Genomic DNA, 24,682 nt, shown 5'->3' with positions numbered 1-24,682 from the left:
ATTTTCTGACAAATATTTCTCAAATAAACTTCGAGTAATTTCTACCATTCAATCAATGAAAATAATTTCGATCAATCAACCAGTAAAAATCCACACAAGTTGTTCTTCATAATCTCTTAATGATCTTCTTACTACTTCGTCAGTAACAAGCTAGGTCGGCTATATTACTCTCTATCTCTAGAAAGTCAACCAGTAATGAAAATTATTTTTAAACTTTCTTTCTAAAACCTAACTCAACCATTTCATGCTAAGTTACTGTTTTATCAGAAGTTTTAATCTTCATCACCGCCGATGGATGTGCATTATAGACCAATCCCAAACAAGCGCAACCCCTATTTTTAAGAAAATACTTCAGTTGATTATTATTTCTACAAAAATGTCATATATGCATATTCTTTAATCTAAAAACCCTATTTTTTAGATATCTTTTTACTATTTCCATTTTTTAATTTAAAAAACAGGGACTATTTCGTTTCAGCTTAATAAAGTGCAATTTAGTTTTTTATTTCCATAGCCGCTCCTGCTTAAAATATTCTTCCAGCTCACTCGAATAAATATTTTTCTTATTTTCACAATCCCTATGGACCTCCCAATAAATGCGACTCACCCATAAAAAGATCTAGGTACATTTAGCTCGACTTATTAAAAACATAATTCTGGAATGAAGAATGAAGAATGAAGAATGAAGAATGAAGAATGAAGAATGAAGAATGAAGAATGAAGAATGAAGAATGAAGAATGAAGAATGAAGAATGAAGAATGAAGAATGAAGAATGAACTTAATAAATAACCAGTTTTTAATCTATTTTTATTTTGATTGCTAAATTTAATTCGTAGTTAAATTTCAGACATAAAAAAACCGCCTGATGCGGTATTTATATAATTAATCATTTTTATCGATGGTCGGAGCAGTAGGATTCGAACCTACGACCCCCTGGTCCCAAACCAGGTGCACTACCAGGCTGTGCTATGCTCCGATGTTCAACTCAAAGAGTTGGGGTGAATGATGGGATTCGAACCCACGACAACCGGAATCACAATCCGGGGCTCTACCAACTGAGCTACATCCACCATTACGGTGTCTTCATTATTTAGACATAAAAAAACCGCTTGACGCGGTATCATTTATCTTAACCACCATGAAGAAGATGGTCGGAGCAGTAGGATTCGAACCTACGACCCCCTGGTCCCAAACCAGGTGCACTACCAGGCTGTGCTATGCTCCGATGTTCAACTCAAAGAGTTGGGGTGAATGATGGGATTCGAACCCACGACAACCGGAATCACAATCCGGGGCTCTACCAACTGAGCTACATCCACCATTACCTTGGTTCTTAAATATCAAGCCACCAAAAATGGCGCGCCTGACAGGATTCGAACCTGTGACCATCCGCTTAGAAGGCGGATGCTCTATCCAACTGAGCTACAAGCGCTTTACTGATGATTTTCACCATCCGCCTTGAAGAATTGGTCGGAGCAGTAGGATTCGAACCTACGACCCCCTGGTCCCAAACCAGGTGCACTACCAGGCTGTGCTATGCTCCGATTCATCTCAGCTTTCGTATCAAGCTTATCGCTTGGTACGGTGTGCATTCTAGGCGTGACGCCATAAGACGTCAACACCTATATTTAAAAAAAATCAAAAAAACACTTCAAGCGTTTATTTATCAAGCATTTCAGACATTTTTTATACAAAATCTTAGCGTTTCAAGCTGGCACTAAAATCCAGCATACGATCTAAAGGCAGTTTGGCTCGTTGAGCTAATGCGGGGTCAACATGAATCTCCTGATCACGATGTTGTAGAACATGCAAGATTCCATCTAGCTCGTTCATGGCCATCCAAGGACAGTGTGCACATGAACGACAGGTTGCTCCTTCTCCAGCGGTTGGAGCTTCAATCAAAATCTTATCTGGCACAGCCTGCTGCATTTTATAGAAAATACCGCGATCTGTTGCCACGATCAAACGCTGATGTGGCAAGGTTTGAGCTGCCTTGATTAACTGAGAAGTACTTCCGACTGCATCAGCAATTTCTACCACAGACATCGGTGATTCTGGATGGACCAGCACTGCCGCATCTGGATATAAGGCTTTCATATTAGCAATTCCGCGCGAACGAAATTCTTCGTGGACGATACACGCGCCATCCCAAAGCAGCATGTCAGCACCGGTTTTATTCTGGATATAACGCCCTAGATGCTGATCCGGTGCCCAGATAATTTTTTCACCTAAACTATCGAGGTGTTCAATAATCTCAACTGCACAACTTGAAGTCACGACCCAGTCAGCGCGGGCTTTAACCGCAGCCGAAGTATTAGCATACACCACTACAGTATGATCAGGATGCGCATCACAGAATTTGGTAAATTCTTCTACCGGACAACCCAAATCCAGTGAACAGGTCGCTTCAAGAGTTGGCATCAGGACGGTTTTTTCTGGTGAAAGTATTTTTGAAGTTTCACCCATGAACTTAACCCCAGCTACCACCAAGGTCGATGCGGGATGGTCACGTCCAAAACGCGCCATTTCCAATGAATCGGACACACAGCCACCAGTCAGTTCTGCCAGTTCCTGTATTTCAGGATCACAATAATAATGTGCAACTAGTACTGCATTCTGCTTTTCCAATTCGGCTTGAATCTGTGCAAATTTTTCCTGTTTGGCCTGTGCACTGATCTGATGCTCTTTGGGTTCTCCTAAACGATCTAAATGCGCCTGCACAATCGATTTGGCTTCATTGGCTATTAATTTGGTCGCATCATTCATAACAACTCTTACTCTACCCTCATGGTTCATTATTCAACGAACCTTTCACCCTACATCCCGGTCATCTCTAGCAAAATACTTTTTTGACCAGTCATTAAAAATCATAAGATATAAAAAAAGCCCCACAACGGAGGCTTTAGAAACAATCTGAATTATGAACGATAATCAGCATTGATCTTCACATAATCATAGGACAGGTCACAGGTATAGACTGTATCTTTTGCTTCACCACGTCCAAGATCAACACGAATCGTCATTTCAGCTTGTGCCATCACACGTGCACCTGCCTCTTCGGTATAGTCTGCTGCTGCACCACCATCCTTGCAGATTTGTACATCATCTAACCAAACCTGAATTTTTGCAACGTCTAAATTCGCCACACCTGCATAACCGATTGCAGCCAGAATACGCCCCCAGTTTGGATCAGAAGCAAAGATCGCAGTTTTCACCAATGGAGAATGCGCGATACTATAGGCCACGTCACAGCATTCCTGAGTATTGGCGCCACCTTCTACTGCAACTGTGATGAACTTAGTCGCACCTTCACCATCACGCACAATCAGTTGCGCAAGACGTTTCATGGTACGCATTAATACCTCAAGCACAGCTGCATAACGCGGATCTTCAACTGATGAAATTTCTGTTCCACCGGCCTGACCTGTAGCAATAAAAATGCAAGAGTCATTGGTTGAGGTATCCCCATCAATGGTAATGCGGTTGAATGACTGATTCACTGTCTCAGATAAAAGCTGTTGAACCAGTTCACGGCTGATTGGCACATCAGTCGCCACATAACCTAGCATAGTGGCCATATTTGGGCGAATCATGCCGGCACCTTTGGAAATCCCGGTCATGGTATAAGTAATGCCGTCCAGTTCGAACTGTTCAGATGCACCTTTTGGTGTAGTGTCTGTGGTCATGATGCCGGTTGCCGCATCGATCCAGGCATCATCACGCAATGACTCTAATGCAGGCTGCAAACCATTCAGAAGACGTTCCATTGGTAATTGTTCGCCAATCACCCCTGTTGAAAATGGCAATACTTCTTCAGCTTTCACGCCTGCAAGTTCAGCCAGTTTGGCACAAGTGGCTTCAGCATTTGCCATACCTGTAGCACCTGTACCCGCATTGGCATTTCCGGTATTAATCACTAAATAATGTGGGTTACCTACCGCCAGATGTGCTTTAGAAACATGTACAGGAGCAGCACAAAAAGCATTCTGGGTAAATACACCTGCAACATTGGAGCCTTCAGCCAGTTCAAATATCACCAGGTCACGTCGGTTCTGATAGCGTACATACGCTTCTGCCGAACCAATTCTCACCCCTTTTACCACATGCATCTGTGGCATAGATACGTCACCAACTGCCATTTTTAAATGTCCAATATTGAAGTTTCAGAAAAATACAGCTTAGTTGATCTTTATTAAAAAATCGAGCCAAAGCCAGATGAACACTCACTTTTCTTATGGTTTTTCACAATAAAAAACCAGTCATAGTGACTGGTTTTATTAAACTGGCTCAAACTTAGTTTTTAGCCAGTTGGGTTGATTCACTCAATAAAGCCTGTTTCGCCTGTTGCTGACTTGCCGCAGAAAGCGCAGGGTTAGAAGCAACAATACGGTCAGCATTCGCTGCATTGGCTGCTGCAATCGCTGCAGTCTGTAAAACGATTGGACGGTTTGAATTATTAAAGGTATAGCGAATGCCAGTACGCGGACTTGCAATGGTCACCTGACCATCTGTACCCGTCTGAACCTGAGCCGTAGTTGGACCAATGGCCTGCTGAACTTTAGCAGGTGTCGTTGTTGCTGTTTCAGCAAAACTTAAAGTCGGGATTGCCAAAGCAGCAACCATCATCGTTTTTAATACTTTTGTCATTGTTTCTTCCACTTTGCGGTGTTCAATCTGCCATTAAATACCATTTAATCCGGTACAGTGCAAACAGTATTCATCAGCTGAAAAGTCCATATACATAAAAAGATCAGGACCATTTGGTCCTGATCTTTTTATAGTTTAGAAACTTAGCAGAAATTAGATCTTGCCATGACACTGTTTGTATTTCAGACCTGAACCACATGGACAAGGTGCATTACGGCTTGCCGGTGCTTCAAAGACTGGTGCAACCGGATTGGCCTGCGCATTTTGTTCAGTGGTGATTTCATCTTCTTCAGCCAGTAATCCATCAAATTCCTGATGAGATAACTGCAAACGCATCGCTTCAGCCTGTGCCTGCTGCTGTGCTTCCATTTCAGCCAGCTCTTCAGGTGTTGGCACATGGATACGTGACAGATCAGTAATGACGTCAGATTTAATCACGCCCAGCATGTTTACAAACAGGTTATAGGCTTCTTTTTTGTATTCCTGCTCTGGGTTTTTCTGTGCATAACCGCGTAAATGAATCCCTTGACGCAGGTAATCCATCGCAGCCAGATGCTCTTTCCAGTGACGGTCCAGAGAGTTCAGCATGAAATGACGTTCAAGTGATGCTGCAGATTCAGCACCCATTTGTTCACGACGTGAACGGTAACGATTTACCACTTCTTCAGTAATTCGCTCAACCAGTGCTTCTTCATCTAAACGACGATCCTGCTCTAACCATTGTGCAACTGGCAGATCAATCGATAAGTCTTCACGTAGTGCAAGTTCCAGACCTTCAATATCCCACTGATCATGAATTGATTCAGGCGGAATATAGTTGGCGATCATGCCCTGCATCACTTCACGGATCATCTCTTCGATATAATCCTGCAATGAACTTTCAGCCAGAATCTCATCACGCTGACTATAGATAATTTTACGCTGCTCGTTATTCACGTCATCGTATTTCAACAGGTTCTTACGAATGTCGAAGTTACGTGCTTCTACTTTACGCTGTGCATTTTCGATTGAGCGTGACACCATTTTGTGTTCAATCGCTTCATCTTCTTTTAAGCCCATTGCACGCATCATGGCAACCACACGGTCACCCGCAAAGATACGCATCAAGTCATCTTCAAGAGACAGGTAGAAACGCGATACACCCGGGTCACCCTGACGGCCCGCACGACCACGCAACTGGTTATCGATACGGCGAGATTCATGACGCTCAGAACCGATAATATGCAAACCACCAGAAGCAAGAACTGCTTCATGATTCGCTTCCCATTCTGCTTTCAGGCGTGCTTCATCTTCAGGGGTTGGGTTTTCAATTTTGGCCAGTAGCGCTTTCCAGTTACCACCCAGCAAAATATCGGTACCACGACCGGCCATGTTAGTTGCAATCGTTACAGCACGCGGTGCACCCGCTTGGGCAATAATATCTGCTTCACGCTCATGCTGTTTGGCATTCAGGACTTCATGTTCAATACCAGCTTCTTTAAGCTTGTCAGAAAGAATTTCCGACGCTTCAATAGTGGCCGTACCAATTAGGATTGGCGCAACACCAGCTTCGTGAACACGTTGAATTTCCTGAATAATCGCGTTGTACTTACCTTCACGATTCAGGTAGATCAAATCGTTCTGGTCATTACGGATCATTGGACGGTGGGTTGGAATGATTACCACATCCAGACCGTAAATTTCTTTCATTTCCGCAGCTTCAGTATCTGCAGTACCGGTCATACCGGATAATTTTTTATACAGACGGAAATAGTTCTGGAATGTGGTGGTTGCAAGGGTTTGGTTTTCCGGCTGGATTTCCAGACCTTCTTTTGCTTCAACTGCCTGGTGCAGACCTTCAGACCAGCGACGGCCCGGCATGGTACGACCGGTATTTTCATCGACGATGATCACTTCACCTTCATGGATGATGTAATGCACATTACGTTGATACAGATAGTGCGCACGAATCGCAGCAGTCACATGATGCAGCAAATTCAGATTAGAAGCTGAATACAGGCTTTCACCTTCAGCCAGCAAGCCCATTGCAATCAATTCACTTTCAATGGTTTCAAAACCGGTTTCTGTAATTTCTACTGAACGCTGTTTTTCATCAATCCAGAAATGACCGCCATCCGGTACTTTTTCTTCTTTCTGTGCTTTTAATTTCGGCGGAATGTTATTGATTGCTGCATAAAGCTGGGAAGAATCTTCACTTTGACCAGAGATAATCAGTGGTGTACGTGCTTCATCGATCAGGATCGAATCGACCTCATCGATAATGGCATAGGTCAGACCACGCTGTTTTTTCTCAGCCAGCGAGAACACCATGTTGTCACGAAGATAGTCGAAACCGAATTCGTTATTGGTACCGTAAGTGATGTCTGCTTTATAGGCTTCAGATTTTTCTATCGGATTCTGCATGGAATAGATAATCCCAATGCTTAAACCCAAGAATTCGAACAATGGACGGTTTAACTCGGCATCACGTTGTGCCAGATAGTCGTTCACCGTGATGACATGGACACCCTGCCCGCTCAATGCATTAAGATAACAGGCCAGCGTCCCCATCAGGGTTTTACCTTCACCGGTACGCATCTCGGCAATCTTGCCTTCATGCAGGGTAATACCACCAATCAACTGTACGTCGTAGTGACGCATTCCCATAACACGTTTTGCAGCTTCACGACAGACTGCGAATGCTTCAGGAAGTAACTTATCTAGGCTTTCACCCTTATTATATCGTTGTTTGAATTCTTCAGTTTTTGCAGATAAGTCTGCATCGCTTAGGGCTGATATCGTCGGCTCGAGCGCATTAATCTTGTCTACGATTTTACGCATGCGTTTGAGTTCGCGCTCATTTTTGGTACCGAAGATTCCTCCGATCAGACTTGCCAACATGAATAGACTCTCTAAATCTTGCTTGTCAAATAAATATGTTCTTAGTCGTTATTATGGTGCTAGAAATTTGAACTACAAGGGTTTTGCCAGAAAACCAATGAAAAAAACTCATCCTTCGTCCTAGCCCTGAGACCTAAGGCAAAGTAATGTAGCAAATTTTACCCATGCAATATAGTTAATTAGACGACTGATTTGTCTGATTCTGAATCGGCAGCCTACTTCTTTATTCGGTTTATTCATAAGAAATTCTAAAAACACTATTTTTAATCATAAAAAAATTGGTTCATATTTATTCTCATCGACACATTACAAGATCAATTGAGGCAAGAAAACGAGTTTACGTTTAGGCGATACCGCACCGAATTTTGAACAGCAATCCAGTGAAGGCTTAATTAACTTTTATGACTTTCTAGGCGATAGTTGGGGCATTTTATTTTCACATCCAGCAGACTACACACCTGTATGTACCACTGAACTGGGCTTTACCGCGAAACTGAAAGACGAGTTTACAAAACGTGGCGTGAAAGCGATTGCGCTTTCTGTTGATGATGTTGAATCGCATCATGACTGGATCAAAGATATCAATGAAACTCAAGGTACCACCGTTAACTTCCCGATCATTGCTGATCAGGACCGAAAAGTGTCTGAGCTGTATGGTTTCATTCACCCAAATGCCAGCGAAACCCTAACTGTACGTTCTCTGGTAATCATTGATCCAAACAAGAAAGTGCGTCTGATTATTACCTACCCTGCATCAACAGGTCGTAATTTCCATGAAGTATTACGTGTAGTCGACTCTCTGCAATTAACCGACAATCATAAAGTTGCAACTCCAGCAAACTGGCAACATGGCGATGATGTAGTGATTGTGCCTTCATTAAAAGATGAGGAAGAAATTAAACAACGCTTCCCTAAAGGTTATAAGGCAGTAACTCCTTATTTACGTCTTACGCCACAGCCTGAGCGAGGATAAGCGAAGCACTGCTTCGCCCGAGCGCAAGAGCCATAGCTATGCTATGGCTGGTAAGGAATTAAAAGGACTCCTTTTTAATTTTGCGCAAGGCAAGCGTAGCGCGCAGTTTCCATTGTACTGCCCTTGCGCAAGACGAGAAGCTATGCTTCGAGTGACAAAACTGAAAGCACTGCTTTTCAGTTTTGCGCAAAGCAAACGAAGTGCGCAGTATTTGAAGCACTGCTTTAATTTGTGACAAGACAAGCGCAGCGCGTAGCTTCCAAAACACCGCTTTGCTTGAATGCAAGACGAGAAGCTATGCTTCGAGTGATAATTTGAAAGCACTGCTTTAGTTATTCGTAAGACAAGCGAAACGCGTAGTCTCTAAAAGGTGGTACTTTTTCGCTCAAGAACCTCAGCTATGCTAAAGTTATACGGATAAGCAAAGTTACTGCTCTTTAACCATGACACCGAAAATTTAGAAAAAACTCTCCACCATGAAAATGAAGATCATCATGCATCAACCATCATTTTCATGTTTAGTTTGATACCCACCGACGAGCCGGGTTTTCGAACTTTTCCCATCAAGCCTGTCTTCGGACAGGCTTTTTTTTGCAAAAGCCGATATGCTGTTGAAGAGAATGATTAAAAAGAGGGTTTAACGCGCAATGAAAAATAATTATGTACTTCTTCTGGTTTCCGCGTTTGTTTTATCTGGCTGTACTCCAGCGCTGCCTGAACAGGAACGCCCAATGCACTGGGGACAGGGACTGCATGAAGAACATAATTTTTATCAGATTAGCGATGAACTTTACCGGAGTGAACAGCCGAGCGATGAACTGACGCCCTTATTAAAACGATATGCCATTAATGTGGTGATCAACCTGCGTTCACGCGATAAAGATACGGATATTTTGTCAAATGAAGACCTCAAGCTTAAACATGTTCCCATTCATACCTGGGCTATGAATCGCGAGGATTTACTGAACGTAATGCAGTTGATTCAACAGGCACGGCAAAATAATGAAAAAATACTTTTACACTGTTATCATGGTTCAGACCGTACCGGTGCCAGTGTGGCCATGTACCGGATTATTTTCCAGAACTGGCGCATTGAAGACGCAGTACGGGAAATGAAGCATGGCGGTTATGGCTTTCATTCCATTTGGCGCAATATTGAAAAATTATTTATCCCTGAAAATGTAAGATGGATTCGCGAGCAACTCACGAATCCATCTACAGAAACTTCGGTTAAGTAAGAGAATTAACGCTTATCTAGCGGCACCCAGTCATTCACCCAGGCTGATTTCATGTTCAGGCTGGCATCAGACGCGATTTTCTTACGCAGTGCATCTGCTGTTTCACGGTCTTTAGATGGACCGACCATGATACGCACACCTTTAGATGTCTGGCTCTTGGTGACCTTGTAGCCTTTGGCTCGCAGTTTGGCCGCAATGGCATCAGCATTGGCTTCATTGGCAGCCAATGCCACCTGCACCATCCACTGTTTATCACTTTCACCTTCAAGAAGTTTACGGGCTTTTTCAGCTTCAGCCTTTTTCTTGGCCTCTTCTGCTTTATGTTTCTCTTCAGCTTTGCGCTTTTCTTCTGCCTTACGTTTTTCTTCTGCCTTACGTTTTTCTTCAGCAGCTTTATGCTCAGCTTCTTTTTTCTTTTCAGCCGCTTTGTGCTCTTCCTCGGCCTTACGTTTTGCTTCAGCTGCCTTATGCGCTTCTTCAGCTTTACGTTTCTCTTCTAGCTTACGTTTTTCTTCTGCAGCCTTCTGCTCTGCCTGTTTCTTGGCAGTATCAGCTGAAGTTTGGGCTTTTTGCTGCTCAAGTTTCTGCTGTTCTAACTTTTTTTGTGTAGCAGCCTTGTCTTCAGCCAGACGTTTTTGCTTCGTCTGTTCATCTTCTGCCAGCTCAGGTGGAATATTGTCTGAACTTTGCTGTCCCATACGATGGGCATTCAAAGCAGCATATTCTTCAGCCGCACGACGTGCTGCATCTGCCTCAGCCTGCTGTTGCATGGCTAAAAATTCAGCTGCACGGGCTTCCTGTTCAGCCACTGCTTTTTCGCGGTCACGACGCTGCTGTTCCAGCAGACGTTTTTCTGTTTCCACATCGACTGTTAAAGAACCTAATGAATTGTTGACTGTATCTTTTGATTCTACTTCTGCAGCCAGTGCCGGGTTTTGCTGACGATCCTGATGAATTTCATTTTGGCCTTTCAGGAGTAATGCTGCCAATAAAACACCACCACCTAGTAAAACAACGCCACCCATCCAGCGTTGTTTGTTATTCATTGACATTCTTCCAAATACTCCCATACCGCTTCTAAGGTATGAAATGATCCACATACCAAAATCAGCTGATTATTCTCTGTTTCATCCAGCGCTGATTTAAAAGCTAATTTTACATTGTCAAATTGTTCTATCAATTCACCTTGCAATGCATCAGTCAAAAGTGTGACCTCTGCCGCACGTGGCACAGATAATGGTGCAATTTTCCACAAATGAACAGTGTCTTTCAACAACTTGACGACAGAATTTATATCTTTATCTGCCAGCATGGAAAATACACAAATGACTTCTTTATATTTCTTGTTGTAATTTAAATAATTGCGTAATTGTTTTAACAGGAACTCTACCCCATGCGGGTTATGTCCGGCATCAAAAATTACGGTCTTATTCTGAATTTCTCGGACTTCAAAACGTCCCGGCAATTTAGCTGCCTGAATTCCTTCCGCAATCGCTGTCTGGTTGACTTCCAAACCACTCAGCAAGATCGCTGCAACCGCTGTCGAAATATTATCCAGCGCCAGTGAACCTGTTGGCAATTTTAAAGTCGTACCCGACGATGCAAAAGCCCAGGTTTTGCCATCTTCAAAGGCTTCATAGAAATAATCACGGTTGATAGCATACAACGGCGCATTGCATTCAGCAGCTTTATCCAGAATGGCTTGCGGAATATCTTGCTGACCACCAAATATCACGGGAATATTCGGACGGATAATACCAGCTTTTTCAAAAGCAATTTTTTCAATGGTATCACCGAGCCAGTCGGTATGATCCAGTCCGATATTGGTGATGACTGCAACATCCGGATTAACCACATTCACGACATCCAGACGGCCACCCAATCCGACTTCCAGCACCCACACATTACACAGTTCATGTTTAAAAATCACAAATGCAGCAAGTGTGGTTGCTTCAAAGAATGACAGGCTTAAATCGCATTCGCGACGTGCCCGATCGACTTCAACAAAAGCATCAATCAGCAACTGGTCTTCGACTTCAACCCCACGTAATTTCACCCGTTCATTAAAACGATATACATGAGGAGACTGATACAGTCCGACCTTAAAACCCTGAGCATTGAGAATGGCAGCCAGAGTCGTGGTCGTTGAACCTTTACCATTGGTTCCGGCAACCGTCAGGACTTTAGCCTCCGGATTGATCACGCCCAGCTTTTCAGCCACAGGAATAACACGTTCCAGGCCTAAATCAATCCCCGTAACGTGAACATGGCTCCAATAATCGAGCCATGTATCAAGTGAATCAGTTGCTAATGGTGCTGTGTTCAAGGCAGGTTCATCAATTTCGTGATAATACGATAAACTGTATCACGTAATGCATGACGGTGAACAATCTGATCGATTACACCATGATCAAGCAAATATTCAGCACGCTGGAACGGTTCGTCCAGTTTTTCACGTACAGTTTGTTCGATCACACGTTTACCCGCAAAGCCGATCATGGCTTTCGGTTCAGCCAGATGCACATCACCCAGCATGGCTAAAGACGCAGTTACACCACCATAAACTGGGTGGGTCAATACCACCACATAAGGCAGACCTGCTTCTTTCAAACGCTGAATCGCTGCTGAAGTACGTGCCATTTGCATCAAAGACAGCATACCTTCCTGCATACGTGCGCCACCAGATGCTGCAAAACAGATCAGAGGTTGATGCATTTCAATCGCACGCTCCGCTGCCTGCACAAAGCGGTCACCCACTACAGTGCCCATAGAGCCGCCCATGAAGTCAAACTCAAATGCGGTTGCAATCATTGGCACGCCTTTCAGCAGACCTTGCATTACGATCAGTGCTTCAGTTTCACCTGTTTTCTTTTGTGCTTCCGACATACGGTCTGGATAAGCTTTGCTGTCGACAAATTTCAGTGGATCTTTGGCCGTAAATTCCTGACCCATTTCAGTCTGTACCTGATCAAAGAACCAGTTCAGACGGTCACGTGCTTTCATTTTCAGATGTTCATCGCATTGTGGACAAACATAAGCATTAAATGACATTGCAGTACGTGTCACCAAAGCATGACATTCAGGGCACTCAATGGTTGGCTCTGTGAATGTCGCTTTTAGGGTGGTTTGCTCATCAGGTACATGAATGCCCGGAACAATACGCTCCGTCCATGGGGTCGATGGGCTCAGAATTTTGCCTGATTTCACTTGTTGACTCATACTATAACTCATCGAGCGCTGCTCGAAGCTCCTTGACTTTATTCACCGTCGCAATAACGGCTTGTTCTGGCGCGAGGGTTGCAAACTGTTTTACAAACGCACTTCCCACAATAACTGCATCGGCAGCAACACCCATCGCTTTCGCAGATGCAGCATCACTGATACCAAAACCCACGCCTACAGGAACATCTGTCTCTGCCTTAATTTTCTGAATACGTGCAGCGGCTTCAGATACATCCAATGTCGCAGCACCCGTCACACCTTTCAACGACACATAGTAAATAAAGCCACTGGCCTGTTTCACTACATGCTGAATACGCTCATCAGTTGAGGTCGGAGCCAACAGGAAAATCTGATCCATTTCATATTTTTCCAGCACCTGCCCCAAATCTTGAGCTTCTTCAGGAGGAAGATCGACCAGAAGCACGCCGTCGACACCGCATTCATAGGCATAAGCCACAAACTTTTCATAGCCAATGACTTCAACCGGATTGAGATAACCCATGAGTACCACTGGTGTTTCGCGGTCTTTCAAGCGAAATTCTTTCACCATGTGCAGGGCATCCAAGGTATTAGTGCCACCGGCCAGCGCGCGTTCAGCGGCCAGAGCAATCACCGGACCATCTGCCATTGGATCTGAGAAAGGAAGACCCAGTTCAATCACGTCGACGCCAGCGTCCACCATCTGGTGCAGCAAAGGTACGGTTACCTCTGGATGCGGGTCACCAGCCATAACATAAGAAACTAAAGCTTTACGCTGTTGAGATTTAAGTTGTCCAAATCGTGTGGCTAAACGTGACATAGGGCTGAGCTTTCCTTAAGGTGTTTCAAACTTGAGACATTGACTATGTAGAAATACAAGACATCGCATTGTAACGCTATTTTTTGTACATTGAACAGTGTGCAACATCGACCTCTGGCATTTCATTTCCTGTGCGAGGATTTCAGAACAACCCGAAGGGATCTATTTACGATTATTTTGATTTTTTTCTCAATGATCAAAGATGCCTAATTTTGGCATTCCCTAAAATGTTGAATATTTAGATAAACTTATTTTTATCATGGAAAAATTAATAAAAATGCAGATGTTAGCGCATTCATTTAAAGTTTTCTGAAATTGCAAAACCTGTTTTATACTAGCCCCATTCTCTTATTTTTTTATCTCCTATGCAGACTGACTCTGAAGGTACAGTGCAGGCACGCGCCATTGCACTGCTGCCGCTTATTGTATTTTTAACCATCTTTTTAGGTAGCGGGATCTATCATTCTTTGATCGGAACTGAATTTGCGTTTTATCAGATTAAAGCGCCTGTTGCTGCCCTGCCCGCGATTATCTTGGCTGCATTAGTGTATCGTGGCAAACTCAATCAGGGTATTGAAGAATTTCTTAAAGGTGCCAGCCATCCCAACCTGATCCTGATGTTCATGGTGTTTATGCTGGCCGGTGCTTTTGCCAGTGTTAGCAGTGCCATTGGCAGTGTTGATGCCACCGTACAAATGGGCCTGTCTGTCATTCCTCCAAGCTTTGTGTTACCAATGCTTTTTGTGATCTCGGCATTTATTGCGACGGCGATGGGTACCTCTATGGGAACCATTGCCGCCTGTGCACCGATTGCCTTTGGCTTTGCACAAGTGACCGAGATTCCGGTAGTTTATGCAATTGGCGCCGTGGTCGGTGGAGCGATGTTCGGTGATAACCTGTCCATGATTTCCGACACCACCATTGCCGCAACCAGCAGCCAGAAAGTTCAGTTACGTGACAAATTCAGCGTCAATGTCTGGATTGCTGTGCCGGCTTCCATCGTCACGATTTTGATCTATATCTTCAATGCTGGCAGTTCCAGTCCAGTAGAATACAAGGACTTTAACTGGATCCTGGTCCTGCCTTATATTGCGGTCTTTTTACTGGCTTTTAGCCGCCTGCATGTTCTGGCGGTTTTAACCATCGGTGTCGTGTTATCGGGTTTATTCGGGCTATTTGCTACGCCAGATTTCAATATCCTCAAGCTGAACACTTCCATTTATGATGGCTTTGTCGGCATGTTTGAAGTGGCATTGTTATCCATGTTCCTGGGTGGCCTGTCTGCGATCATGCAACGTGAAGGTGGTTTACGCTGGCTGATCGAACGCATCTACGCGCTGACTCGCTTATTTAAAGTGGGCCGTCAACGTGCCGGTGAAATCGGGATCAGTTTCTTGGTCGTATTTTCCAATCTGTTTGTGGCAAATAACACTGTCGCGATTATTCTGGCTGGTGATATGGCCCGTGAAGTGGCGAAAGAATACGGGGTTGATCCAAAACGTGCCGCCGCCCTGATGGATATTTTCTCCTGTGTGGTACAGGGCCTGATTCCTTATGGCGCACAATTATTACTGGCCTGTTCAATTGCCAAACTTTCTCCTGTCGAGCTAATCGGGGGCGTGTATTATTGCTGGATTCTGGCAATATTTGCGGTGATCGCAATTGCTTTCCGATACCCTAAATTAAAAACAGCTTAAATTAAGTCATGAGATAAAGCGGCCAATGACGGCCATTTTTTTATGCCTGATCCTGTTTTAATTGTTTTCTATATTGCAATAAAGTCCTGCCTGTTGCCGCCTTATAAGCACGGGCCAAAGCCGACTGGTCAGAATAATCCAGTTGCTGAGCGATCTCGGTCAGGCTTAGGGGCTGATGCAATAAACTTTCACAGCGCTTGATCCTTTCCTGTTCCAACAGTTTTTTAAAAGAAATACCCTGTTCATTTAATTGACGTTGCAAAGTGCGGGTCGATACAAACAGTTGCTCGGCCAGCTGTTCAATTTTAATGGCCTGCTGTCTGCTTCTTAGATGCTCCGCAACCACTTTTTGGGCTTGGCTCAAAATACTTTCCACAGGCGGTTTGGCTGCAATCGCTTCTTCAGCCTGACGAATCAATAACTGTAATAGCATTGGATCGGCCTGTTCCGATTTCAGGTTCAGTCCCTGTATATCCAGTTCGAAGCCATAATCCTGCTGTGAAAACTGCACTTCCGCAGCATAGAATTTCTGATAATGAATTCGGGCAATTTCAGGAGCATGGGCAAAACGCACCCGACGCAAGAGCAAAGGATGATCCTGCAAAATAAAACGTCCCAATTGCACCATGGCTGCGATGGTCAGCTCATTCAGCAGGTTATAACGCTCATCCTGATAGATCCAATACAATTCAATACTCTGTGCATGCTGTCTTAGTTGCAATGGGACAAATTCACTCCCATCAATGACCAGTCGCTGAAAACGCATGATATAGCCGATGATCTCAGGAATACTGCTGCTTTTAGATACCATATAGCCCAGCACACCAAAATGTTCTGGCCGAATGCACTGCACAATTTCAAAAATTAACTGTGGACACGCTAGCTGTTTTTGGGTTCTTAACAGGATGCTATTGAGAAAATCCAGCGGAACTTGTGCATCAAAAGGCTGATCAATCAGTCCAATGAGCTGAGGTCGTAGATCTGCAAGAAACTTTGCGGTTAAAGGTTCTATATTTAAGCTACGTAAATAGGTGGCCCATAGCTGGATATAGCCATTGGAGATTTTGATGTCCTGCATGAGCGCGTCCCTGTCTCCGCTGCGAATGTATATTTTATTTTTCTCTGGCGTAAAATGTATAAAAATTGGCCATATCTGTCAAAACAATTTGTGCAATTCTGAACATACTGTCAGCATCTTCAGAAAAAGAATGAAAGCAGATGAACGCACCTTTAAAATCTTCCGTACAGCCTGTGGTACGCAGTAATCTTGATTTTAAGCTGAGTGAAATTCCGCATTACTGGTTTGGTGGCGATCCATTCCTGACCCGTATGTTTGATGCACTGAGTCTGACCTTTCCAGATGGTGAACGTTATTTCATTCAGAGTGTGCGTCTGTTCCGCGACCAGATCAAAGATCCAGACCTACAAAAACGGGTAGCGGATTTTATCCGTCAAGAAGCCCAGCATGGCATTGCCCATGATAAGATGAATAACATGATGCGGGAACAAGGCATGCCGGTTGATCAGTTTATTCAGCGTCTGAACTACATGATGAACTATGACCTGAAGAACCGTTCACCTGAGTACAATATTGCAGTCACCGCAGCAGCAGAACATCTGACCGCGCTGATGGCTGAAACTTTTTATGGACAAAAAGATACTTTAAGAAATGCCCATCCTTTTGTCCGTGCCATGTTTGCCTGGCATGCGATTGAGGAAATGGAACATCGTGATGTCGCTTTTGATGTGATGAAAGATGTGGCAAAAACGCCAGAATGGCTGCGTCAATACACCTTGCTCATCACGACTTTGCTGATGTTTGGTTTTACCATTTACCGTGCCAATGTCATGCTCAAACATGATGGCTTTAGCCCACTGCAACGCTTGCAAATGAATATCCGTGGCCTACCTTGGTTCTTTGGTAAAAAAGGGACTCTGACTCGTATGGGTAAACAGTATCGTGACTGGTTTAAAAAGGATTTCCATCCATCCCAGCACCCAGTGATTGCTCAATATGATGTCTGGGTAAAAACGCTGGCAGAAACCGGTGACCCGATTCAGGCAGGAGAAGCCTTCTGGCAAGCTGCAGAAGATTAAACCTAGAAATCAAAAGCCTTCGAGATTGAAGGCTTTTTTATGAATCCAAAACCTACAAGAAATAAGTTACCACTTGGCATAGTGCTGTTCTAAAAGTCCATATTCATTGACCAGTACAATCTCCTGACCATCTTGCCGGATGGTGCCTGATACTTTTGCCTGCCACTGGCTAAACTGACTGCCGACCAGACGCAGATTCAGATTTTCATAACGGCGCCAGCCCGTATGTACATTCAGGTTCAAGCAGCCATCTAATGACTGGATGTTCCAGCGTTCGTCAGATTCCTGCTGAAACAACACATCCGCCACAGGATAAATTTTACCATTTACCCACAAACAGTTTTCATTGCCAAAGCTTTCATTGACGCCGGAAGCGAGATTGATCCCGATACGGTTACGATTGGTATCCCAGAAATTACAAGATAGCCAGAACCAGGCAGTTTCAGGACGCAAAAAGCCGCAGGTATCATCCAGAGAAGCGAAGGTGCGCTCATTAAACTGGATGGTTTCACCCTGCTTATTTACGAAATAACCTTCACAACCCAAAGTGGTCAATTTCTGGGTATAGGTCCAGCCATTGATTCCGGTCGGACTGCACATACTCAGCGGGTCTGTACCTGCACAGAAAATTCGGGCACTAAGCTTGATTTCACCATATTTGGTCACATGGATATAACGCACCCCATTGGCATGCTGGATATCAATCTGAAAGGGAGATTTGTGAAAATAACTATGATTAAATAATGGCTGTTCGTCTAGCACCGTATTGCGCGAGAAGAAATTGATCGCATTCCATTCCTGCACTTCGTTGGTACTATGGTTATAGATGTAGAAAAAACTGTGCCCAGCCCAAGCGATATCCGCAATCGCAAGGCCAATTGTATAATGTTCGTGTTGAATACTACAGAATTTAAATTTTTTATATTTTAGTTGTTTACGCCATCCCTTGAGTACATCACCATAGGGATTTTTGTACTGGTACGCATTGTAATCAATACTTTTTGGAATTTCTTTGAAACGTCCGTAACGTGGTTGTCCATTTTCCTGAATTAAATCCATTAAGACATTCCATCTCAATCAAAAACTATTTTTGCTTGAAGCTATTATGCCGATTATTGAGATTTGATAAAGAATTTTTTAAAACCGTTCGTCAGCTCTTCCGGCCAATTCTGCTTAAAATAACCATTTTAATTTTCTGAATGAGAAACTGATTTTTTGCTGTTTTATCCAGAACTTGTATAATTTTTATACCACTTCCAGCCAGATTGATCCTTCCTCTTCATCTTTAAAAATTTTCTTATCTATAAAAATAAAAAAATCGTACTGAATAGCTTCAATACGATTTTTTTAATCCACCTTACTCTCCTTTTAGATAGGAGGGTTTTCACCCCTCTTTGAAAAAGAGGGATCGGAGAAAATTTTACATCTCAACCATTTCTACGCCATCAATACGGGCAACAGTCATCAAGTCTTTATCACCACGACCAGAAACGGTCGCAATAATGATTTGATCCTTGTCCATGGTTGGGGCAAGTTTAGTGACATAAGCCATCGCATGTGAGCTTTCAAGCGCAGGAATGATCCCTTCGATCTTGGTTAGATCACGGAAACCTTGTAACGCTTCCTGATCATTGATCGGTACATAGTTCACGCGTTCCATATCTTTCAGGAAGCTGTGCTCCGGACCTACACCCGGATAATCCAGACCGGCAGAAATTGAATGCGTTTCAATGATCTGGCCTTCTTTATCAGACATCAGATAAGTACGGTTACCATGCAGTACACCGACGTGACCCGCATTCAGTGGTGCAGAGTGCTTGCCAGTTTCGATCCCTAAACCTGCGGCTTCAACACCATACATTTTCACATCCTGATCGTTCAGGAATGGATAGAACAAACCCATTGCATTTGAACCACCACCGACACAAGCAACCAATGCATCTGGAAGGCGACCTGCCTGTTCCTGAATCTGACGGCGTGCTTCACGGCCAATAATGGACTGGAAGTCACGAACCAATTGTGGATATGGGTGTGGACCTGCCACGGTACCAATCACATAATAAGTTGAGTCAACGTTGGTAACCCAGTCACGCATCGCTTCGTTCATGGCATCTTTTAATGTTTTAGAGCCACTTTCTACAGGAACAACTGTTGCACCCAGCAGACGCATACGGTAAACGTTCATCGCCTGACGTTTCACGTCTTCAGCACCCATGAACACCACACATTCAAGACCTAAACGCGCTGCGATGGTTGCAGTTGCTACACCATGCTGACCGGCACCTGTTTCCGCAATAATGCGTTTTTTGCCTGAAAGTTTAGCCAGTAAAGCCTGACCAATCGTATTGTTTACTTTATGCGAGCCGGTATGGTTCAGATCTTCACGCTTTAAGTAAATTTGCGCACCACCCAACTCTTTCGACCATCGCTCAGCATGATATAAAGGACTAGGACGACCTACGTAGTAGGCTAGATCACGGTCGAATTCTGCCAGAAACTGTTTATCATCTTTCATGCGGAAATAAAGCTTTTCCAGATCTTGTAAAGCCGCCATCAGAGTTTCTGACACAAAACGCCCGCCATGGATACCGAAATGTCCACGCTCATCCGGGAATTGGGTATAGTCAATCACGGGCTTGTTGTGATTAGTACTTTGCTGATCCACGATGGACTCCTTGCATAAAGCGTTCTATGAGTTGTTGGTCTTTTATACCTTTTGCGGATTCGACACCACCACTAACATCAACAGCATAAGCCTGTGTGGTGTGAATTGCCTCCTCGATATTGTCCGGGTTTAAACCCCCAGCCAGGATCAAGGGAATATCTAATTGAGGGAAGGTGCTCCAGTCAAAGCTGTGTCCGGTGCCACCTTTTAAATCAGGATGCCAAGCGTCTAACAGTACTGCGCTGGCTCCTGCTGCCTGATAACGTTGAATTTCAGCGACTACGTCCAGATCAGGTTTGACCTGAATCGCTTTGTACCAGCGACGTCCAACTTGCTGGGCAATGGCCTGACATTGTTCAGGGCTTTCATCACCATGAAACTGTAGAATATCCAGCGGAACAGTTTTTAAAATATCCTGGATTTCATATGCCGTACTATTAACAAATAAGCCAACCACTTGAATATAAGCTGGCACTGCTTTGACCAGCGCTTCAGCCTGTGCCTGAGTCACGCTACGTGGGCTCGGTGAATAGAACACGAATCCAATGGCATCACAGCCGGCATCAGCAACAGCTTGGACATCTTCAACTCGGGTGATTCCACAGATTTTGGCACGGGTTCGCATATAGTGTTGGCTCTGATTTACCAAGATATCAAGTAATCTATGAGATTGGGGTGAATCATTGTAATGCAAATCATCGATCTTGCGTAAAGTTCATACGGATTATTCTTGATCTTGATTGTTTAAGTCATAAGCAGACTTTATACTTGCCACAATTTGCAACGAGTCAAGGCCTTAAGGCTTTAGGGAAGTTGGTGCAAATCCAACGCTGCCCCCGCAACGGTAAAAAATGAAAAGCTTGTCTTTATAAATCCTCAGGATTTACACCACTGCATCAATATGTGGGAAGGTGGATAAGTAAGTATGTTTCAATACTGCATTTAAGTCCGGATACCTGCTTGTTGTGTTCTTTAACTCAATCATTCACGGGGAGTGAATGTATGGAGCACATCTCATGTCTATTCCATTTCAACCTACTGCCTTGGTAGGTGCGATCGCACTTGCGTTGGGTTTTACTTCATCTGTTCATGCCGCCGAGCAAAAAGTTGCAAAAGCCTCTTTAGATACCATTGTAGTCACGGCAACTCGCTCTGCAGAAAACATTGAAAATGTACCTGCGCGAATTTCAGTGATTGAACCTGCGACTCTTGAGCAATCCCCTATTGCTTCATTGCCAAACTTATTGAAAAAAGAGGCTGCTTTAAACGTCGCTCAACTAGGCGGTTATGGACAACAATCCTCTATTTTTATGCGAGGCACAAGCTCGTCACATACACTCGTTCTGCGTGATGGCATGCGATTGAATACTGCTTTAAGCAGTTCAGCTTCTCTCCCTTTTATTGATACTACCGATATCAAGCAAATTGAAATTCTGAAGGGTCCAGCATCAGTTTTATATGGTACAGATGCCATTGGCGGCGTCATTCATATGATTTCTAAAACACCTGAACAATCAGGTGCATTTATAACAGGTGAAATTGGCGAGAATAAAACTTACAAATCACTCGTGGGTGCCGATTTAGCTGAAGATGGTTTTTATGCCCAAATCCGTGGTCAACGCCTGGAAACTGACGGAAAATCTGTTCTAGATGATGAAGATGAAAATTACTCCTTTGACCAAAAAGGTTTCAGCACAAAATTTGGCGTCCACAAAGACCAATATGGCTTATCTCTCGATTACAGCCAAAATAAAGGCACAAGTGATTACAATGCAGGTAGCCTCACTTCACAAGATTTTGAAAATGAAATGGTTAACCTGAGAGGACGAATTAACCTAGGCTCACAATTAGAACTCAATGCTCGCTTATCCCAGTTTGACGATCAATTAGATCAAAATGCTACGAATTATCTAGGTCAGGTCGATTATTCATATAGCACTACTCAAGAAGCAGAATTGTATGCCAAACTCAATCTAAATGATCAGCATCATATTTTACTAGGGACAACGTATAGCAATCTTGATGGTGATGTTCTTTCTTATGGAGTTGCCTACAAAGGTGATGTTTCCTCTCAAGGATATTACACACAGCATCAATATCAATCAGATAAACTCAATACACAACTCGGCATCCGTGTTGAAGACAACGAAAAGTATGGCTCTCATACTGTAGGGCAAGCTGCTGCACGTTATGCAATATCACCTCAACTCAGCGTCTATACGAATATTGGTTCAGCTTTTCGTTCACCAAACTTAAACGAGCTGTACAGTGGTGAATCTGCAAATCCAAATTTAAAAGCCGAAGAAAGTCTGTCTTATGAAATTGGCTTAGACCAGGCCCTCACTCAAAACTCATCTGTTTCATTTTCCGTGTATCAAAACGAAGTGGATAACATGATCCAAAAAGTTGATGGCAAGTTAAATAATATCAGCGAAGCAACGCTTCGTGGTGGCGAGCTGGCATGGAACTGGAAACAAGACGATTGGTTCATCGATACTGCTTTTGCGTATGTACAAGCTAAAGATAGCAAAACGAATATTGAGTTAGCTAAACGACCACGTCAAACCCTCACTCTGACCACAGGTTTGGAAAATGAAATTTATGGGATGAGTGCTTCTCTTATTGCCCGTTCCAAGTCAAAAAGCTGGAGTGATTCAGACCATAATCCGGGCTATGCGACCGTCGATTTAAATGCTTACTGGAATATCAACCCACATGTCAAAGTATTTACCAACATAGAAAATGTCGGTGATGTGCGTCATAAGATCGAATACAACTGGAATAATTATTATGTTGATGAAGGCCGCCTCGCTTCTGCCGGCGTGACTTTTAAATATTAAGCTCATTCCAATCCAAGCAAATACTTTTGAGAATCATGTCATGCCTATGGCATGATTCTTTTTATTTACAGCATGCAATAATTTAAGGAACTCTCATGGGTCACCGTTTAAGTAAAATTTACACGCGCACAGGCGATTCGGGCACTACCGGACTGGGTGATGGTTCACGTGTAGCCAAAGATGATTTGCGTATCATAGCGCTGGGTGATGTCGACGAACTGAATGCCATCATTGGGGTTTTACGTGCACAAATTTCAGCAAGCACAATTGAAGATCAAGCCGCTTGGGATAAATCTTTAAGCCTGATCCAGCACTGGTTGTTTGATCTGGGTGGTGAAGTGTGTATCCCTGGCTTTAACCTGGTTCAACCAGTCTCGATTGATTTTCTGGAAAATGACATCGATCGTATGAATGAAGCTTTGCCGATGCTGAAAGATTTTATTTTGCCTGCGGGTACTTTAGTTTGCAGTTTTGCTCATCAAGCCCGTGCCGTGTGCCGTCGTGCAGAGCGCAGCGTGATGTCAGTTCACTCACGCGACCAGAATATTCAGGCGACTTCCCTGCAGCTATTAAATCGCCTATCTGACTGGCTGTTTGTGGCTTCACGCACCTTGCAACGTGTTGAAGGTGGTTCTGAGGTGTTATGGCAAAAAAATATCAACGAAACCATTGATCAATAAATCCGCTAAAATGTATTAAATTGCACGGAAAATTCTGCGCCAACAGTATTTGCAACAAAGTGTTTCAGGCGCAGAATATTGCAATACTCCTGTCACAACTCTTCATCATTATGTTTTCATCTTCACTTCTTCAGGTTATCGCAGCATGCGCATAATTGGACATCGCGGTGCGCGTGGGGAAGCACCTGAAAATACACTAGGCGGTTTTCAATATATTCAGGATATCGGGATTCGCGCAGTCGAATTTGACGTACGCCAGCTTAAAGACAATGCCCTGATCATCATGCATGATGATAATTTTGTACGCACTACCGGTTTGCAAAAGCCCCTCTACGAATGTAGCCGTCAGGATCTCAGTCAATATAATCACGCAGTAAAATGGTCAGAATGGAACAAGGTCGAAGCCACTCCTATGCTGGATCAGACCTTAACCGTGATTCATAACTTTGACCATATTGAAGTTGAAGTCAAAAGTGTAGCGAGCCAGGCCGATGCTGAAAAAATCACGCTTGAGCTTGAACAGCAGTTACAGGGTTATGAGCAGTCAGTCGTGATTACCAGTTTTGATCCTAAAATCCATCAGGCTTTGCAACAGCAAAATTCCAGTTTAAAACGCGGCCTTCTGATTGAAACAGATGTGAAATATCAGGCGATTGATCAAGCTTTAGAACTTGGCTGTTGTCAGATTGGCTGGATGAATGAACTGGCCAGCAAAGATATTATTCAGGCCACACAAGCTGCCGAACTCACCATCAGCGTCTGGACCGTAAATGATGTTAATCGTGCCAAAGAATTACGCGACTGGGGTATTCAGGGTCTCATTACCGATTATCCGAAGTTAATGATGCAACATCTTTAAATGACCCAAAATGCAAGATTCTATATATAGATTATTTTTCTTTAAGCCTTGAAAAATAATTTAAAGAAGAATGCCTGTCTGTAA

The 24,682-nt window shown here is 43.6% G+C and carries 18 protein-coding genes, 6 tRNA genes, 1 pseudogene and 1 riboswitch; of the genes and pseudogenes, 7 read left to right on the top strand and 18 right to left on the bottom strand.

The window, feature by feature from the left end:
* Positions 1-900: 900 nt before the first annotated feature.
* The 10 genes from FTU19_RS12580 to secA all read right to left on the bottom strand — a co-directional run bounded on the left by FTU19_RS12580 (position 901) and on the right by secA (position 7,528).
* A tRNA-Pro gene (locus FTU19_RS12580) sits at positions 901-977 on the bottom strand.
* Between the two features lie 18 nt (positions 978-995).
* Positions 996-1,071, bottom strand: a tRNA-His gene (locus tag FTU19_RS12575).
* A gap of 78 nt (positions 1,072-1,149) precedes the next feature.
* Positions 1,150-1,226: transfer RNA gene (locus FTU19_RS12570), tRNA-Pro, on the bottom strand.
* 18 nt (positions 1,227-1,244) lie between these two features.
* Positions 1,245-1,320 (bottom strand) — tRNA-His (locus tag FTU19_RS12565).
* Between the two features lie 36 nt (positions 1,321-1,356).
* Positions 1,357-1,433, bottom strand: a tRNA-Arg gene (locus tag FTU19_RS12560).
* 35 nt (positions 1,434-1,468) lie between these two features.
* Positions 1,469-1,545: transfer RNA gene (locus FTU19_RS12555), tRNA-Pro, on the bottom strand.
* Between the two features lie 154 nt (positions 1,546-1,699).
* A complete protein-coding gene (gene nadA / locus FTU19_RS12550; protein ID WP_179993243.1) occupies positions 1,700-2,767 on the bottom strand; it encodes a quinolinate synthase NadA in 1,068 nt (355 codons plus the stop codon).
* A gap of 152 nt (positions 2,768-2,919) precedes the next feature.
* On the bottom strand, positions 2,920-4,140 hold the full coding sequence (argJ, locus tag FTU19_RS12545) for a bifunctional glutamate N-acetyltransferase/amino-acid acetyltransferase ArgJ (protein ID WP_179993244.1): 1,221 nt from the start codon (positions 4,138-4,140) through the stop codon (positions 2,920-2,922).
* 154 nt (positions 4,141-4,294) lie between these two features.
* Positions 4,295-4,648 (bottom strand): hypothetical protein, encoded by a 354-nt coding sequence (locus FTU19_RS12540; RefSeq protein ID WP_104426583.1) that lies wholly within the window; start codon positions 4,646-4,648, stop codon positions 4,295-4,297.
* A gap of 153 nt (positions 4,649-4,801) precedes the next feature.
* Entirely contained in the window at positions 4,802-7,528 is a 2,727-nt protein-coding gene (gene secA / locus FTU19_RS12535; protein WP_159124163.1) for a preprotein translocase subunit SecA, read from the bottom strand.
* Positions 7,529-7,862: 334 nt separating this feature from the next.
* Here secA and FTU19_RS12530 point away from each other — a divergent pair.
* Both FTU19_RS12530 and FTU19_RS12525 read left to right on the top strand, forming a co-directional pair.
* Positions 7,863-8,501, top strand: a pseudogene (locus FTU19_RS12530) (peroxiredoxin); the annotation flags it as partial.
* Positions 8,502-9,148: 647 nt separating this feature from the next.
* On the top strand, positions 9,149-9,739 hold the full coding sequence (locus tag FTU19_RS12525; RefSeq protein WP_179993247.1) for a dual specificity protein phosphatase family protein: 591 nt from the start codon (positions 9,149-9,151) through the stop codon (positions 9,737-9,739).
* 5 nt (positions 9,740-9,744) lie between these two features.
* Here FTU19_RS12525 and FTU19_RS12520 read toward each other — a convergent pair whose 3' ends face one another.
* Genes FTU19_RS12520 through trpA form a run of 4 tightly spaced genes read right to left on the bottom strand, consistent with a single transcriptional unit; the run spans position 9,745 to position 13,760 of the window.
* The gene (locus tag FTU19_RS12520) at positions 9,745-10,791 is read right to left on the bottom strand and encodes an SPOR domain-containing protein (RefSeq protein ID WP_373684505.1); all 1,047 of its coding nucleotides are present in this window, start codon (positions 10,789-10,791) and stop codon (positions 9,745-9,747) included.
* Positions 10,782-12,065, bottom strand: a complete 1,284-nt coding sequence (gene folC, locus FTU19_RS12515; protein ID WP_180012591.1) for a bifunctional tetrahydrofolate synthase/dihydrofolate synthase — start codon at positions 12,063-12,065, stop codon at positions 10,782-10,784. The genes FTU19_RS12520 and folC overlap by 10 nt, the downstream gene beginning before the upstream one ends.
* A complete protein-coding gene (gene accD, locus FTU19_RS12510; protein ID WP_166139531.1) occupies positions 12,062-12,958 on the bottom strand; it encodes an acetyl-CoA carboxylase, carboxyltransferase subunit beta in 897 nt (298 codons plus the stop codon). The genes folC and accD overlap by 4 nt, the downstream gene beginning before the upstream one ends.
* A gap of 1 nt (position 12,959) precedes the next feature.
* Positions 12,960-13,760, bottom strand: a complete 801-nt coding sequence (gene trpA / locus FTU19_RS12505; RefSeq protein WP_004782187.1) for a tryptophan synthase subunit alpha — start codon at positions 13,758-13,760, stop codon at positions 12,960-12,962.
* A gap of 365 nt (positions 13,761-14,125) precedes the next feature.
* Between trpA and FTU19_RS12500 the strand changes: the two genes are divergently transcribed.
* Complete coding sequence (locus FTU19_RS12500) at positions 14,126-15,457, top strand: Na+/H+ antiporter NhaC family protein (RefSeq protein ID WP_179993250.1); 1,332 nt, start codon at positions 14,126-14,128, stop codon at positions 15,455-15,457.
* A gap of 40 nt (positions 15,458-15,497) precedes the next feature.
* Here the strand turns inward: FTU19_RS12500 and FTU19_RS12495 are convergent, their stop codons facing one another.
* Positions 15,498-16,535: an AraC family transcriptional regulator gene (locus tag FTU19_RS12495; RefSeq protein ID WP_180025152.1), complete on the bottom strand. Its 1,038-nt coding sequence runs from the start codon at positions 16,533-16,535 to the stop codon at positions 15,498-15,500.
* A 140-nt stretch (positions 16,536-16,675) separates the two neighbouring features.
* Between FTU19_RS12495 and FTU19_RS12490 the strand changes: the two genes are divergently transcribed.
* Entirely contained in the window at positions 16,676-17,554 is an 879-nt protein-coding gene (locus FTU19_RS12490; RefSeq protein ID WP_180025151.1) for a metal-dependent hydrolase, read from the top strand.
* A gap of 66 nt (positions 17,555-17,620) precedes the next feature.
* Here the strand turns inward: FTU19_RS12490 and FTU19_RS12485 are convergent, their stop codons facing one another.
* The 3 genes from FTU19_RS12485 to FTU19_RS12475 all read right to left on the bottom strand — a co-directional run bounded on the left by FTU19_RS12485 (position 17,621) and on the right by FTU19_RS12475 (position 20,844).
* Entirely contained in the window at positions 17,621-18,613 is a 993-nt protein-coding gene (locus tag FTU19_RS12485; protein WP_180011774.1) for a DUF2804 domain-containing protein, read from the bottom strand.
* Between the two features lie 361 nt (positions 18,614-18,974).
* Positions 18,975-20,219: a tryptophan synthase subunit beta gene (trpB, locus tag FTU19_RS12480; RefSeq protein ID WP_175966713.1), complete on the bottom strand. Its 1,245-nt coding sequence runs from the start codon at positions 20,217-20,219 to the stop codon at positions 18,975-18,977.
* On the bottom strand, positions 20,200-20,844 hold the full coding sequence (locus tag FTU19_RS12475; RefSeq protein WP_180025150.1) for a phosphoribosylanthranilate isomerase: 645 nt from the start codon (positions 20,842-20,844) through the stop codon (positions 20,200-20,202). The genes trpB and FTU19_RS12475 overlap by 20 nt, the downstream gene beginning before the upstream one ends.
* Positions 20,845-20,987: 143 nt before the next feature.
* Positions 20,988-21,198: riboswitch (cobalamin riboswitch) on the top strand.
* 37 nt (positions 21,199-21,235) lie between these two features.
* Here FTU19_RS12475 and FTU19_RS12470 point away from each other — a divergent pair.
* From FTU19_RS12470 to FTU19_RS12460, 3 genes are all read left to right on the top strand, one after another.
* Positions 21,236-23,059 carry a TonB-dependent siderophore receptor gene (locus FTU19_RS12470; protein WP_127799854.1) on the top strand — a complete coding sequence of 608 codons (1,824 nt, stop codon included), beginning with the start codon at positions 21,236-21,238 and terminating at the stop codon, positions 23,057-23,059.
* Between the two features lie 95 nt (positions 23,060-23,154).
* A complete protein-coding gene (locus tag FTU19_RS12465; RefSeq protein ID WP_180025149.1) occupies positions 23,155-23,739 on the top strand; it encodes a cob(I)yrinic acid a,c-diamide adenosyltransferase in 585 nt (194 codons plus the stop codon).
* A 145-nt stretch (positions 23,740-23,884) separates the two neighbouring features.
* Positions 23,885-24,598 (top strand): glycerophosphodiester phosphodiesterase, encoded by a 714-nt coding sequence (locus FTU19_RS12460; protein WP_104495371.1) that lies wholly within the window; start codon positions 23,885-23,887, stop codon positions 24,596-24,598.
* Positions 24,599-24,682 lie beyond the last annotated feature (84 nt).

Origin of the sequence: Acinetobacter sp. YH12072 (assembly GCF_013419565.1) — a bacterium.
In the GTDB taxonomy this organism is placed as follows: domain Bacteria; phylum Pseudomonadota; class Gammaproteobacteria; order Pseudomonadales; family Moraxellaceae; genus Acinetobacter.
The sequence above is the reverse complement of the archived record's forward strand: the minus strand, read 5'-3'. Positions and strand labels throughout refer to the sequence as shown.

Coding starts and splice junctions, on each gene's coding strand:
- nadA (WP_179993243.1), bottom strand. CDS start 2,767: ATGAATGATGCGACCAAATTAATAGCCAATGAAGCCAAATCGATTGTG.
- argJ (WP_179993244.1), bottom strand. CDS start 4,140: ATGGCAGTTGGTGACGTATCTATGCCACAGATGCATGTGGTAAAAGGG.
- FTU19_RS12490 (WP_180025151.1), top strand. CDS start 16,676: ATGAACGCACCTTTAAAATCTTCCGTACAGCCTGTGGTACGCAGTAAT.
- FTU19_RS12475 (WP_180025150.1), bottom strand. CDS start 20,844: ATGCGAACCCGTGCCAAAATCTGTGGAATCACCCGAGTTGAAGATGTC.
- trpA (WP_004782187.1), bottom strand. CDS start 13,760: ATGTCACGTTTAGCCACACGATTTGGACAACTTAAATCTCAACAGCGT.
- FTU19_RS12525 (WP_179993247.1), top strand. CDS start 9,149: ATGAAAAATAATTATGTACTTCTTCTGGTTTCCGCGTTTGTTTTATCT.
- FTU19_RS12540 (WP_104426583.1), bottom strand. CDS start 4,648: ATGACAAAAGTATTAAAAACGATGATGGTTGCTGCTTTGGCAATCCCG.
- FTU19_RS12485 (WP_180011774.1), bottom strand. CDS start 18,613: ATGGATTTAATTCAGGAAAATGGACAACCACGTTACGGACGTTTCAAA.
- accD (WP_166139531.1), bottom strand. CDS start 12,958: ATGAGTCAACAAGTGAAATCAGGCAAAATTCTGAGCCCATCGACCCCA.
- FTU19_RS12465 (WP_180025149.1), top strand. CDS start 23,155: ATGGGTCACCGTTTAAGTAAAATTTACACGCGCACAGGCGATTCGGGC.
- FTU19_RS12460 (WP_104495371.1), top strand. CDS start 23,885: ATGCGCATAATTGGACATCGCGGTGCGCGTGGGGAAGCACCTGAAAAT.
- FTU19_RS12495 (WP_180025152.1), bottom strand. CDS start 16,535: ATGCAGGACATCAAAATCTCCAATGGCTATATCCAGCTATGGGCCACC.
- FTU19_RS12470 (WP_127799854.1), top strand. CDS start 21,236: ATGTCTATTCCATTTCAACCTACTGCCTTGGTAGGTGCGATCGCACTT.
- FTU19_RS12500 (WP_179993250.1), top strand. CDS start 14,126: ATGCAGACTGACTCTGAAGGTACAGTGCAGGCACGCGCCATTGCACTG.
- secA (WP_159124163.1), bottom strand. CDS start 7,528: ATGTTGGCAAGTCTGATCGGAGGAATCTTCGGTACCAAAAATGAGCGC.
- FTU19_RS12520 (WP_373684505.1), bottom strand. CDS start 10,791: ATGTCAATGAATAACAAACAACGCTGGATGGGTGGCGTTGTTTTACTA.